This window comes from Serratia sp. TSA_130.1 (assembly GCF_052691795.1).
Map to the genome: position 1 here is coordinate 345333 of NZ_JBQZFS010000003.1, position 13142 is coordinate 358474.

Genomic DNA, 13142 nt, shown 5'->3' on the forward strand with positions numbered 1-13142 from the left:
AATTTTCTAATTATGAAATGAATCCTCTGGCGGCGCCGCAGCGGGGCAGTTACCCTGAATCGATAGGTTAATGGGATACGCGTTACATCAAGAAGAGAGCAAGCATGAAAGATTCACAAATCCGCATTGCGATTGCGGGCGCCGGCGGCCGGATGGGCCGTCAATTGATCCAGGCGGTGCAGCAGGCGGAAGGCGTGGTGTTGGGGGCGGCGCTGTCACGACCGGGATCGAGCCTGGTCGGCGTTGATGCCGGCGAGCTGGCGGGCATCGGCGCGCTGGGCGTCAAGGTGAGTGACAGTCTGGATAAAGTGGCGAGCGAGTTCGATATTTTGATCGACTTCACCCGCCCTGAAAGCACCCTGGGCTACCTGGAATTTTGCGTGGCGCACCACAAGGCGATGGTGATTGGCACCACCGGCTTCGATGACGCCGGCAAGCAGGCGATCCGCGCTGCGGCGCAGCACATCGGCATCGTGTTCGCCGCCAACTTCAGCGTCGGCGTCAACCTGGTGCTGAAACTGCTGGAGAAGGCCGCGCAGGTGATGGGCGACTACACCGACATCGAAATCGTTGAGGCGCACCACCGGCACAAAGTGGATGCGCCGTCGGGCACGGCGTTGGCCATGGGCGAAGCGATCGCCGGCGCGCTGGGGCGCGATCTGAAAAGCTGCGCGGTCTATGCGCGCGAAGGCCATACCGGCGAACGCGATCCGAAAAGCATCGGCTTTGCCACCATTCGCGCCGGCGACATCGTCGGCGAGCACACCGCGATGTTCGCCGACATCGGTGAACGGGTGGAAATCACCCACAAGGCCTCCAGCCGCATGACTTTCGCCAGCGGCGCGGTGCGCGCGGCTTCCTGGCTTCGGAGTCGGGATAAAGGTCTGTTTGATATGCGTGACGTGCTGAGTTTGGACCGGATATAACTAAACTGAATACCATCGTGATGTGGTTGTGTTGATCATAATGCTATGATAATAGGGCAATAATTTTATTGTCCTTTTTTTTAACATGATAAATATCGTTTTGATGTTGTTTCATTGTCAAGGCTGGTATTTGTTTATGTTTACCTTGCTAATTATCTGCTTTTTTTCCACCGTCGGCTTTTTTAGCGTCTTTTTTGGTCCATTCCGACGCCGTTTTCCGTCATTCCTCCCCGCAACCGTTTTCCAGCCCCGGTTTTCTGTGTTTTTATGGCAGCTCAAGCCGCTTGGGCATCGAGAACTGCAAAAATAAAACAAAAAATGGCGGTTTGGGTAGACAAGCGGAACACTCATCATTAAAATGCGCCCAATTTGCCAAAAATTGGCCTCGCGGACGGTTTTTGCATTGATTTAGATCGCGATATCTGAATTAATATGCAAATATTGTGATTGATTATTCCTCGGAGGATGTTTTGATAAAGTCAGCGCTATTGGTTCTGGAAGACGGAACCCAATTCCACGGTCGGGCCATCGGGGCAGAGGGAACGGCAGTGGGGGAAGTGGTCTTCAATACGTCGATGACCGGTTATCAAGAAATCCTCACTGATCCTTCCTATTCCCGCCAGATCGTTACTCTTACTTATCCTCATATCGGCAATGTCGGCACCAATGCTTCCGACGAAGAATCCTCCGCAGTACACGCCCAAGGCCTCGTCATTCGTGACCTCCCGCTGATCGCCAGCAACTACCGCAGTGAAGAAAGCCTGTCCGACTACCTCAAGCGTCACAACATCGTGGCGATCGCCGATATCGATACCCGTAAGTTGACTCGCCTGCTGCGCGAAAAAGGCGCCCAGAACGGCTGCATCGTCGCCGCCGATTCGCCGGATGCCGCGCTGGCTCTGGCCAAGGCGCAAGGCTTCCCGGGGTTGAAGGGCATGGATTTGGCGAAAGAGGTCACCACTCAAGAGGCCTACAGCTGGCAGCAAGGCAGCTGGACGCTTGAAGGCGACCTGCCGGAAGCCAAAACCGCCGCGGAACTGCCGTTCCACGTGGTGGCTTACGACTACGGCGCCAAGCGCAACATCCTGCGCATGCTGGTGGATCGCGGTTGCCGCCTGACCGTGGTGCCGGCGCAGACCCCGGCCGACGAGGTGCTGAAAATGAATCCGGACGGCATCTTCCTGTCCAACGGCCCGGGCGACCCGGAGCCGTGCGACTACGCCATCGCCGCCATCAAGCAGTTCCTGGAAACCGACATTCCGGTGTTCGGCATCTGTCTGGGTCACCAGCTGCTGGCGCTGGCCAGCGGGGCGAAAACCATGAAGATGAAGCTCGGCCACCACGGCGGCAACCACCCGGTGAAGGATCTGGACAACAACACGGTGATGATCACCGCGCAGAACCACGGCTTCGCCGTCGATGAAAACGACCTGCCGGCGAATCTGCGCGTGACGCACAAATCGCTGTTCGACCACACGGTGCAGGGCATTCACCGCACCGACAAGGCGGCGTTCAGCTTCCAGGGGCACCCGGAAGCCAGCCCAGGCCCGCACGACGCCGCGCCGCTGTTCGATCACTTTATCGAACTGATTGAGACTTACCGTTCTAACGCCAAATAATCAGGAGCAGTAAAAAATGCCAAAACGTACAGACATAAAAAGCATCCTGATCCTCGGCGCTGGCCCGATTGTTATCGGCCAGGCGTGTGAGTTCGACTACTCGGGCGCCCAGGCGTGTAAAGCGCTGCGCGAAGAGGGCTACCGCGTCATTCTGGTCAACTCCAACCCGGCGACCATCATGACCGACCCGGAAATGGCCGATGCGACCTACATTGAGCCGATCCACTGGGAAGTGGTGCGCAAGATCATCGAAAAAGAGCGTCCGGATGCGGTTCTGCCGACCATGGGCGGCCAGACGGCGCTGAACTGCGCGCTGGAGCTGGAGCGTCAGGGCGTGCTGGCCGAGTTCGGTGTCACCATGATCGGCGCAACTGCCGATGCCATCGACAAGGCCGAAGACCGCCGCCGTTTCGACGTGGCGATGAAGAAAATCGGTTTGGATACCGCGCGTTCCGGCATCGCGCACACCATGGAAGAAGCGCTGGCGGTAGCCGCTGACGTCGGCTTCCCGTGCATCATCCGTCCTTCCTTTACCATGGGCGGCACCGGCGGCGGCATCGCCTACAACCGCGAAGAGTTCGAAGAGATCTGCGAACGCGGTCTGGACCTGTCGCCGACCAACGAGCTGCTGATCGACGAATCGCTGATCGGTTGGAAAGAGTACGAGATGGAAGTGGTGCGTGATAAGAACGACAACTGCATCATCGTTTGCTCCATCGAAAACTTCGACGCCATGGGCATCCACACCGGCGACTCGATCACCGTTGCGCCGGCCCAGACCCTGACCGATAAGGAATACCAAATCATGCGCAACGCCTCGATGGCGGTGCTGCGTGAGATCGGCGTTGAAACCGGCGGCTCCAACGTGCAGTTCTCGGTTAACCCGAAAACCGGCCGCCTGATCGTCATCGAGATGAACCCGCGCGTGTCGCGCTCTTCGGCGCTGGCGTCGAAAGCCACCGGCTTCCCGATCGCCAAGATCGCCGCCAAACTGGCGGTGGGTTATACCCTCGATGAGCTGATGAACGACATCACCGGCGGCCGCACCCCGGCGTCGTTCGAGCCGTCCATCGACTACGTCGTGACCAAGATCCCGCGCTTCAACTTCGAGAAGTTCGCCGGCGCCAACGATCGCCTGACTACCCAGATGAAGTCGGTCGGCGAAGTGATGGCCATCGGCCGCACTCAGCAGGAGTCGCTGCAGAAAGCGCTGCGCGGTCTGGAAGTGGGCGCCACCGGCTTCGATCCGAAAGTGAGCCTGGACGATCCGGAAGCGCTGACCAAAATCCGCCGCGAGCTGAAAGACGCCGGTTCCGACCGCATCTGGTACATCGCCGACGCCTTCCGCGCCGGTCTGTCGGTCGACGGCGTCTTCAACCTGACCAACGTCGATCGCTGGTTCCTGGTGCAGATTGAAGAGCTGGTGCGCCTGGAAGAGCAGGTGGCAGAAGCGGGCATCAACGGCCTGGACAAAGACTTCCTGCGCACGTTGAAGCGCAAGGGCTTCGCCGATGCGCGTCTGGCCAAGCTGGCCGGCGTCGCCGAGAGCGAAATTCGCAAGCTGCGCCACAGCCACGGCCTGCATCCGGTGTACAAGCGCGTGGATACCTGCGCGGCGGAATTCGCTACCGACACCGCCTACATGTACTCCACCTATGAAGAAGAGTGCGAGTCCAACCCGACCAACGACCGGCCGAAAGTGATGGTGCTGGGCGGCGGGCCGAACCGTATCGGCCAGGGCATCGAGTTCGACTACTGCTGCGTGCACGCTTCGCTGGCGCTGCGTGAAGACGGCTACGAGACCATCATGGTCAACTGCAACCCGGAAACCGTCTCCACCGACTACGATACCTCGGACCGCCTGTACTTTGAGCCGGTGACCCTGGAAGACGTGCTGGAAATCGTGCGCATCGAGAAACCGAAAGGCGTTATCGTGCAGTACGGCGGCCAGACCCCGCTGAAGCTGGCGCGCGAGCTGGAAGCCGCAGGCGTGCCGATCATCGGCACCAGCCCGGACGCCATCGACCGTGCCGAAGACCGCGAACGCTTCCAGCAGGCGGTCAACCGCCTGGGCCTGAAGCAGCCGGCCAACGCCACTGTCACCGCCATCGAGCAGGCGGTCGAGAAGGCGGCGGGCATCGGTTATCCGCTGGTGGTGCGTCCTTCCTACGTGCTGGGCGGCCGGGCGATGGAAATCGTCTATGACGAAACCGACCTGCGCCGCTACTTCCAGACCGCGGTCAGCGTGTCCAACGATGCGCCGGTGTTGCTGGACCGCTTCCTGGACGATGCGGTGGAAGTGGACGTCGATGCTATCTGCGACGGCGAGCGCGTGCTGATTGGCGGCATCATGGAGCACATCGAGCAGGCGGGCGTGCACTCCGGCGACTCCGCGTGTTCGCTGCCGGCGTACACCCTGAGCCAGGAAATTCAGGACGTGATGCGTCGCCAGGTGGAAAAACTGGCGTTCGAGCTGCAGGTGCGCGGCCTGATGAACGTGCAGTTCGCGGTGAAGGACAACGAAGTTTACCTGATTGAAGTTAACCCGCGCGCCGCGCGTACCGTGCCGTTCGTCTCCAAAGCGACCGGCGTGCCGCTGGCCAAAGTGGCCGCGCGCGTGATGGCGGGCAAAACGCTGGTTGAACAGGGCGTGACCGAAGAGATCATCCCGCCGTACTACTCGGTGAAAGAAGTGGTGCTGCCGTTCAACAAATTCCCGGGCGTCGACCCGATTTTGGGGCCGGAAATGCGCTCTACCGGGGAAGTGATGGGTGTGGGCCGCACCTTCGCGGAAGCTTTCTCCAAAGCGATGCTGGGCAGCAACTCGGGCATGAAGAAACAGGGCCGCGCGCTGCTGTCGGTGCGCGAAGGCGACAAGGCTCGCGTGGTCGATTTGGCCGCCAGCCTGCTGAAGCAGGGCTTTGAGCTGGACGCGACCCACGGCACCGCGGTGGTGCTGGGCGAAGCGGGCATCAACCCGCGCCTGGTCAACAAGGTGCACGAAGGGCGTCCGCACATTCAGGACCGTATCAAGAACGGCGAGTACACCTACATCGTCAACACCACGGCAGGCCGTCAGGCGATTGAGGACTCCAAGCTGATTCGCCGCAGCGCCCTGCAGTACAAGGTGCACTACGACACCACGCTGAACGGCGGCTTCGCCACCGCGATGGCGCTGAAAGCGGATCCGACCGAGCAGGTGACATCGGTGCAGGAAATGCACGCGCGTATTGGTAAGTAACCGCGCGCGAACGCTACGCCAGGGCGCTGCAGATGCAGCGCCCTTTTTTATTCAGTGAATTTGTAGGCTGGCGTTAAAAATTTCCGCTATCAATCAGTGGGCAAACTGTCACTCTGTGTGATTGGTATATGCTTGGTGTATTGGCAAGGAACGAAGGAACGACGATAACAATGATTCTGATAATTTATGCTCACCCGTATCCCCGGCATTCGCATGCCAATCACCGCCTGCTGCAGGCGGTGAGGGATCTTCCCGAGGTGGAGGTGCGCTCGCTGTATGAGCTGTACCCCGATTTCAATATCGATATCAACGCCGAGCAACAGGCGCTGGAGCGCGCCGACATGGTGGTGCTGCAGCATCCGATGCAGTGGTACAGCTTCCCGCCGCTGTTGAAGCTGTGGATCGACAAAGTGCTGGAGCACGGCTGGGCCTATGGCCACGACGGCAACGCGCTGGTGGGCAAAGACTGCCTGTGGGCGGTGACCAGCGGCGGTGACGAGCACCATTTCGAACTGGGCGATTTTCCCAACTTCGCCGCGCTGGCGCAGCCGCTGCAGGCCACGGCGATTTATTGCGGCATGAACTGGCAGCCGTACTTCGCCCTGCACAACACCTTTACCTGCAACGAACCGGCGCTGATCGCCGCCGGCGAAGCCTACCGGCAGCGGTTGGTCGACTATCTGATGGAACATGCCGAAGCGGAAACCCGGGAGGCCAGCCATGGATAACCACCACATGATGATCGAGGGGCTGATCTATCTCGGTTCCGCCGCGCTGTTCGTGCCGATTGCGGTGCGCCTGGGGCTGGGTTCGGTGCTCGGTTACCTGATCGCCGGCTGCATTATCGGCCCCTGGGGGCTGAAGCTGGTGTCGGATGCCGAGTCTATCCTGACCTTCGCCGAGATCGGCGTGGTGCTGATGCTGTTTATCATCGGCCTGGAGCTGGATCCCAAACGGCTGTGGACGCTGCGCGCCTCGGTGTTCGGCGGCGGCAGCATTCAGATGGTGGGCTGCGGCCTGGCGCTGAGCGCCTTCTGCTACTTCCTCGGCCTCAACTGGAAGGTGGCGCTGCTGATCGGTTTGACGCTGGCGCTCTCATCGACTGCCATCGCCATGCAGGCGATGAGCGAACGCAATTTGACGCCGTCGCCGATCGGCCGCAGCGCGTTTGCGGTGTTGCTGTTCCAGGATATCGCGGCGATCCCGCTGGTGGCGATGATCCCGCTGCTGGCCAGCAGCGGCGCCACCACGACGCTGGGCGCTTTCGTACTGTCGGCGGCCAAAGTGGTGGGCGCGTTGACGATGGTGGTGCTGCTTGGCCGCTACGTCACCCGCCCGCTGCTGCACTTCGTCGCCCGTTCGGGCATGCGCGAGGTGTTCAGCGCCGTGGCGCTGTTCCTGGTGTTCGGCTTTGGCATCCTGCTGGAGATGGCCGGGTTGTCGATGGCGATGGGGGCGTTCCTCGCCGGGGTGCTGTTGGCGAGCTCGGAATATCGCCACGCGCTGGAGAGCGATATTCAGCCGTTCAAAGGGTTGCTGCTGGGGCTGTTTTTCATCGGCGTCGGCATGTCGATCGACTTCGGCACGCTGTTCCATCATCCGTTGCTGATCGCCTCGTTGCTGCTGGGCTTTATGCTGATCAAGGCGGCGTTGCTGTGGCTGATCGGCCCGCTGCTCGGGGTGCCGAAGCGCCAGCGCGGCCTGTTCGCCATTCTGCTGGGGCAGGGCAGTGAGTTCGCCTTCGTGATCTTCAGCGCCGCGCAGCTGGCCGGCGTCTTGCCGGTTGAATGGGCCAAGTCGCTGACGCTGGCGGTGGCGCTGTCGATGGCGGCCACCCCGCTGCTGTTGGTGATCGCCGCGCAGCTGGAAAAAAATGCGCCGAAAGAGGATCGCCCGGCTGACGTCATTGATGACGAGAACGCCAGCGTGATCATCGCCGGCTTCGGCCGTTTCGGCCAGATCGCCGGTCGTTTACTGTTGGCCAACGGCGTGCACACCGTGGTATTGGATCACGATCCGGACCATATCGAAACGCTGCGTAAATTTGACACCAAGGTGTTCTACGGCGACGCCACGCGCGCCGATCTGCTGGAGGCGGCCGGCGCCGCTCACGCCAAGGTGCTGATCAACGCCATCGACGATGTGGAGGACAGCCTGGCGTTAACCGAGCTGGCCAGGCAGCACTTCCCGCATCTGAAAGTGGTGGCGCGGGCGCGCGACGTCGATCATTGGTATCAGTTGCGGCAGCTGGGGGTGGAAAAACCGGAGCGCGAAACCTTCGAAAGCTCGCTGCGCGTCGGCCGTGAAACGCTGGAGCTGCTGGGGCTGGACGCCTATGAGGCGCGCGAGAAAGCGGACACTTTCCGCCGCTATAACCTGAAGATGCTGGAAGATACGCTGGATAATTACCAGGATACTGAATTCCGTATCGCCAGCCTGCAGCGGGCCAAGGAGATGCTCAGCGCGGCCATCGAGCAGGATCAGAATCGGCTGGCGCGGGTGCAGCAGACCGGCTGGCGCGGCAGTATCGACGGCAAGGCGCCGGAAGACGAAGTGGTGGAAGCCAAAGGATAAGAGTAGGGGCGCCAGATTGGCGCCCCGTTTTTTTGCTTAGCTCAGCGCGACCTTGATGCCTAAGGCGATCAGCATACCGCCCAGCAGCTTGTCGACGATCTTCTGCGTCTTTTCCAGCCCGCGGCGCACCGGCCCGCTCTGGATCAAAAACACCAGCAGCGGCCACCAGATGACCGACAGGCCGAGAATAATCCCCGCGTACCACAGCTTGTCACCCAGACCGGAATCGATCTGCAACACCTGGGTGAAGACCGCCAGGAAGAACAGGGTGGCTTTCGGGTTCAGCAGGTTGCACAGGTAGCCTTGCGCAAAGGCGCTCTTCAGGCTGACCTGTAGCTGCGGCAGATTGCTGACGTTCATTTTGCCGCCGCCGCGCGACAGCAGCGCCTGGATGCCGATCCACACCAGATAGACCGCCCCGGCGTATTTCAGCAGGTTGAACAGCCACGGCGTGGTGGTGATCACCACCGCCAGCCCGGCGACGCAGTAGGACATGTGGGTGGCGACGCCGCAGATCACGCCGAAGGCGGTCATCATGGCGGCCAGACGCGGGTAGCGGGCGGCGTTTTTGATCACCAGGAAAAAATCCGGGCCGGGGGAAAGCATGCCGAGGGCGGCAATGCCGGCGACGAACAGGGAAGTTTCAAGCATGGGAGGCGTCTCGCGCAAAAGGCAGCATGTTGGCGATAATAACGCCGCTTCCTCTGATGCGCATCAACCCAATGAGGTATTGTTAGGCTCTATGATAATAATTCATCTATCGCCAGCGACGGAGCAACATGCAGCAGACTACCGCCACAGACAGGCCGGAACCGCACCGGCAACAGCGTGAAATCACCCGCTTGTGCATTCAATGCGCGCTGCTGCTGTTGCAGCACGGCGCCGAGAGCACGGTGGTGGAGCAGTTGTCCACCCGCCTGGGGTTGGCGCTGGGGATGGACAGCGTGGAAAGTTCAATCTCCGCCAATGCGGTGGTGTTGACCACCCTCAGCCACGGCGCCTGCCTGACCACGACCCGCAAGAATGTCGATCGCGGCATCAATATGCAGGTGGTGACGGAAGTGCAGCATATCGTGATCCTCGCCGAGCATCACCTGGCGGATACGCACGACGTGGCGCGGCGCTTCGAAAAGATCCGGCCGCTGCGCTATCCGCGCTGGCTGGTGGTGCTGATGGTGGGGTTGTCCTGCGGGTGTTTCAGCATGCTCAACGGCGGCGGCGGCGACGCCTTCCTGGTGACCTTTATCGCCAGCGGCGCGGCGATGCTGGTGCGCCAGATCCTCACCGCCCGCCATATGAATCCGCTGATCAATTTTTGCCTGACGGCGTTTGTCGCGACGTCGATATCCGGGCTGCTGCTGCGCCTGCCGGTGTTTAAAGAGACCTCGAGCGTGGCGATGGCCGCCAGCGTGCTGCTGCTGGTGCCGGGCTTCCCGCTGATCAACGCGGTGGCCGACATGTTCAAGGGGCACGTCAACACCGGGCTGGCGCGCTGGGCGATGGCCAGCCTGTTGACGCTGGCGACCTGTATCGGCGTGGTGATGGCGATGTCGCTGTGGGATCTGCGGGGGTGGTCATGAGTCTGCTGTGGGCATTGTTGCAGGAGATGCTGTTGGCGGCGGTGCCGGCGCTGGGCTTCGCCATGGTGTTCAACGTGCCGCTGCGCGCGCTGCGCTATTGCGCGTTGCTCGGGGCAATCGGGCGCGGCTCGCGCATGCTGATGATGCACGTGGGCATGAACATCGAGTGGGCGTCGCTGCTGGCGGCGATCCTGATCGGCATCATCGGTATCTATTGGTCGCGCTGGCTGTTGGCGCATCCGAAGGTGTTCACCGTGGCGGCGGTGATCCCGATGTTCCCCGGCATTTCCGCCTATACCGCGATGATAACTGTGGTGGAGATCTCGCATCTGGGCTACAGCGAGGCTTTGATGGAGACCATGATCACCAACTTCCTCAAGGCCAGTTTCATCGTCGGCGCGTTGTCGATCGGCCTGTCGTTACCGGGTCTGTGGTTGTACCGCAAACGCCCCGGCGTGTGAAATTCCCCGGCAAAAGAACGTTGGTTATTAGATATGCTGATAAGAGCTATCTTATATATTCATCTTGCTTGATTAGCCTATCGACGGCACTCAGGCCTTTACGTATAGTGTCACCAATTTTGCTGCCTACACAGGGTTAAACAATGATTATCAGCCTGATCGCTGCCTTGGCGGCGGATCGCGTTATTGGCATGGAAAACGCCATGCCGTGGCACCTGCCGGCGGACCTTGCGTGGTTTAAACGCAACACGTTGAATAAGCCGGTTATTATGGGCCGCAAGACCTTCGAGTCCATCGGCCGCCCGCTGCCGGGCCGTCACAATATCGTTTTGAGCAGCCGCCCGGGCAATGCCGCCGGGGTGACCTGGGTGACCTCGCTGGATGAGGCGCTGGCCGCCGCGGGTGAGGTGGAAGAAGTAATGGTGATCGGCGGTGGGCGCATCTATACCCAGTTGCTGCCGCGCGCCGATCGCCTGTACCTGACACACATCGACGCCGAAGTCGGCGGCGATACTCACTTCCCGGATTACGAGCCGGACGAGTGGGAAACCACGTTCAGCGAATTCCACGACGCCGACGATCTGAACTCGCACAGCTACTGCTTCGAAATCCTGCAGCGCCGCTGATCTCAGCGCGTTAGCCAGTCATCCCCGGGGGCGCAAGCAATTGCGCCCCCGGTCTTTTTGCGCCGGTCATTCGTAACCTTTCCGTCACATTACCTGATTAGTATGAAGCCCAACTCCGAGCGCCACGGCAACTCTGGTGAATCTTGACCGCGGCGCCATAACTAAAAAGGTAACCACGTTATGACCAAGCAAATTGAGCAATTAGACGCCGACCGCCTGATCGATCCCACTCGCCGCAAGCTGCTGCTCGGCAGCGCCGGCGCCGTTGGCCTGGCCGGTTTTCTCGGCGGCGGCATCTGGTCGGTCTCCGCCGAGGCGTTAGCCGAGGATCTGACGCCGAACACGCTGCTGGGCTTCCGGGGCATCGCCGCGTCTACCGCCGATGAAGTGACGATAGCGCCAGGCTACCGCGCCGAGGTGCTGATCTCCTGGGGCGAGCCGCTGGTGGACGGCGCGCCGGCCTTCGATCCGCAGGGCAACAACAGCGCCGCCGATCAGGAAAAACAGTTTGGCGACAACAACGATGGCATGAGCTTTTTCCCTATCGATGACAATCACGGCGTGATGGCCATCAATAACGAATACGTTAACGAGCAGTACCTGTTCGCCCACGGCGGCGCCAAGGCCACCAGCCTGGAAGAGGTGCGCAAATCGCAGGCGGCGCACGGCGTCTCCATTGTCGCGGTCAAGCGGGTCGGCGACGGCCAGCGCTGGGAGGTGGAGCGCCCGTCGCGCTATAACCGCCGCATCACCGCCAACAGCGAGATGCAATTCAGCGGCCCGGCCGCCGGACATCCGCTGTTGCAGACCGCCGTCGATCCGAGCGGCCGCAAGGTGCTGGGCACCTTCGGCAACTGCGCCAACGGCAAGACGCCGTGGGGCACCTACCTGACCTGCGAGGAAAACTTCGACACCTATTTCGGCACCCGTCAGGCCGATTATCGCACCACGCCGGAACAGAAGCGCTACACGCTGAAGGTCAGCGAACCGGAACGCAACTGGCCGGACTATGACGAGCGTTTTGATGTGGCGAAGAATCCCAACGAATTCAACCGCCACGGCTGGATTGTCGAGATCGATCCGTTGAATCCGACCTCGACGCCCATCAAGCACACCGCGCTCGGCCGTTTCAAACATGAAAACGCGGCGGTGACCGTGGCCAAAGACGGCCGTCTGGTGGTGTATATGGGCGACGACGAGCGCGGCGAACATATCTATAAGTACGTCTCCAAAGGCGTGGTCGACGCCGCCAATCCGGCCAACAATCGCACGCTGCTGGACGAGGGGACGCTGTACGTGGCGCAGTTCGACGGCGATGAAGCCGGCACGCCGCTGAAGGGCAAAGGGCGCTGGATTGCGCTTGAGTTCGGCAAGAACGGCCTGACGCCGGAGAACGGTTTCCGCGATGAGGCCGAAGTGCTGATCTTCGCCCGCAAGGCGGCGCAGCAGGTCGGCGCCACCAAAATGGATCGCCCGGAGTGGATCGCGGTGAACCCGCATGACGGGCGCGCGTACTGCACGCTGACTAACAACAGCAAGCGCGGCGAGGAAGGGATGCCGTTGAACGCCGCCAACCCGCGACCGAACAATATCTACGGCCAAATCATTCGCTGGGACGAGGGCGGCGACGCCACCGCCGACGTCTTCGCCTGGGACATCTATGCGCTGTGCGGCAACCCGATTGCCCACCCCGAAGGCGTCAACCGCGGCACGCCGAACATCACGGCGGAAAACACCTTCAACAGCCCGGACGGGCTGGGTTTCGATCGCGCCGGCCGTCTGTGGATCCTCACCGACGGCAAGTACAGCAACAAGGGCGATTACGTCGGGCAGGGAAACAACCAGATGCTGGTGGGCGATCCGGTCAGCGGCGAGATCCGCCGTTTCATGGTGGGGCCGAAGTCCTGCGAACTGACCGGCATCACCTTCACCCCGGACTACAAGACGATGTTCGTCAACGTACAGCATCCCGGAGAAGAAGGCGATTCGCACTTCCCGAACAACAGCCCGCGCCCGCGTTCATCGGTGTTGATGATCACGCGTGAAGATGGCGGAGTGATTGGGGCGTAAGGCGGCAATACAGAACAAAGGCGGCCACCGGGCCGCCTTTATCGT

10 protein-coding genes are annotated in these 13142 nt (G+C 61.0%); 9 read left to right on the forward strand and 1 reads right to left on the reverse strand.

The window, feature by feature from the left end:
• The first annotated feature begins 104 nt into the window (after nt 1-104).
• The 5 genes from dapB (at nt 105) to kefC (ending at nt 8360) form a co-directional block, all read left to right on the forward strand.
• Nucleotides 105-926 (forward strand): 4-hydroxy-tetrahydrodipicolinate reductase, encoded by an 822-nt coding sequence (dapB, locus tag ACUTQY_RS14740; RefSeq protein ID WP_046688219.1) that lies wholly within the window; start codon nt 105-107, stop codon nt 924-926.
• Nucleotides 927-1396: 470 nt separating this feature from the next.
• On the forward strand, nt 1397-2545 hold the full coding sequence (carA, locus tag ACUTQY_RS14745; RefSeq protein ID WP_071883584.1) for a glutamine-hydrolyzing carbamoyl-phosphate synthase small subunit: 1149 nt from the start codon (nt 1397-1399) through the stop codon (nt 2543-2545).
• A gap of 16 nt (nt 2546-2561) precedes the next feature.
• A complete protein-coding gene (gene carB, locus ACUTQY_RS14750) occupies nt 2562-5786 on the forward strand; it encodes a carbamoyl-phosphate synthase large subunit (RefSeq protein ID WP_025301533.1) in 3225 nt (1074 codons plus the stop codon).
• Nucleotides 5787-5956: 170 nt separating this feature from the next.
• A complete protein-coding gene (gene kefF, locus ACUTQY_RS14755) occupies nt 5957-6514 on the forward strand; it encodes a glutathione-regulated potassium-efflux system oxidoreductase KefF (protein WP_033641826.1) in 558 nt (185 codons plus the stop codon).
• Nucleotides 6507-8360 carry a glutathione-regulated potassium-efflux system protein KefC gene (gene kefC / locus ACUTQY_RS14760; RefSeq protein ID WP_033651689.1) on the forward strand — a complete coding sequence of 618 codons (1854 nt, stop codon included), beginning with the start codon at nt 6507-6509 and terminating at the stop codon, nt 8358-8360. Before kefF ends, kefC begins: the two co-directional genes overlap by 8 nt.
• Nucleotides 8361-8396: 36 nt before the next feature.
• On the opposite strand, the gene ACUTQY_RS14765 is transcribed toward kefC, so the two are convergent.
• Entirely contained in the window at nt 8397-9011 is a 615-nt protein-coding gene (locus ACUTQY_RS14765) for a LysE family translocator (protein ID WP_033641828.1), read from the reverse strand.
• Between the two features lie 128 nt (nt 9012-9139).
• Between ACUTQY_RS14765 and ACUTQY_RS14770 the strand changes: the two genes are divergently transcribed.
• The 4 genes from ACUTQY_RS14770 to ACUTQY_RS14785 all read left to right on the forward strand — a co-directional run bounded on the left by ACUTQY_RS14770 (nt 9140) and on the right by ACUTQY_RS14785 (nt 13097).
• On the forward strand, nt 9140-9940 hold the full coding sequence (locus ACUTQY_RS14770) for a threonine/serine exporter family protein (RefSeq protein ID WP_033641829.1): 801 nt from the start codon (nt 9140-9142) through the stop codon (nt 9938-9940).
• Nucleotides 9937-10401 carry a threonine/serine exporter gene (locus ACUTQY_RS14775; RefSeq protein ID WP_033651687.1) on the forward strand — a complete coding sequence of 155 codons (465 nt, stop codon included), beginning with the start codon at nt 9937-9939 and terminating at the stop codon, nt 10399-10401. Before ACUTQY_RS14770 ends, ACUTQY_RS14775 begins: the two co-directional genes overlap by 4 nt.
• Nucleotides 10402-10544: 143 nt before the next feature.
• Complete coding sequence (gene folA, locus ACUTQY_RS14780; protein WP_033637073.1) at nt 10545-11027, forward strand: type 3 dihydrofolate reductase; 483 nt, start codon at nt 10545-10547, stop codon at nt 11025-11027.
• A gap of 180 nt (nt 11028-11207) precedes the next feature.
• Nucleotides 11208-13097 (forward strand): PhoX family protein, encoded by a 1890-nt coding sequence (locus tag ACUTQY_RS14785; RefSeq protein WP_046688220.1) that lies wholly within the window; start codon nt 11208-11210, stop codon nt 13095-13097.
• Nucleotides 13098-13142: the final 45 nt, after the last annotated feature.

Bases quoted from the DNA above. Each gene is read 5' to 3' on its own strand.
- dapB (WP_046688219.1), top strand. From the start codon at position 105: ATGAAAGATTCACAAATCCGCATTGCGATTGCGGGCGCCGGCGGCCGG.
- carB (WP_025301533.1), top strand. From the start codon at position 2,562: ATGCCAAAACGTACAGACATAAAAAGCATCCTGATCCTCGGCGCTGGC.
- kefF (WP_033641826.1), top strand. From the start codon at position 5,957: ATGATTCTGATAATTTATGCTCACCCGTATCCCCGGCATTCGCATGCC.
- kefC (WP_033651689.1), top strand. From the start codon at position 6,507: ATGGATAACCACCACATGATGATCGAGGGGCTGATCTATCTCGGTTCC.
- ACUTQY_RS14765 (WP_033641828.1), bottom strand. From the start codon at position 9,011: ATGCTTGAAACTTCCCTGTTCGTCGCCGGCATTGCCGCCCTCGGCATG.
- ACUTQY_RS14770 (WP_033641829.1), top strand. From the start codon at position 9,140: ATGCAGCAGACTACCGCCACAGACAGGCCGGAACCGCACCGGCAACAG.
- ACUTQY_RS14775 (WP_033651687.1), top strand. From the start codon at position 9,937: ATGAGTCTGCTGTGGGCATTGTTGCAGGAGATGCTGTTGGCGGCGGTG.
- folA (WP_033637073.1), top strand. From the start codon at position 10,545: ATGATTATCAGCCTGATCGCTGCCTTGGCGGCGGATCGCGTTATTGGC.
- ACUTQY_RS14785 (WP_046688220.1), top strand. From the start codon at position 11,208: ATGACCAAGCAAATTGAGCAATTAGACGCCGACCGCCTGATCGATCCC.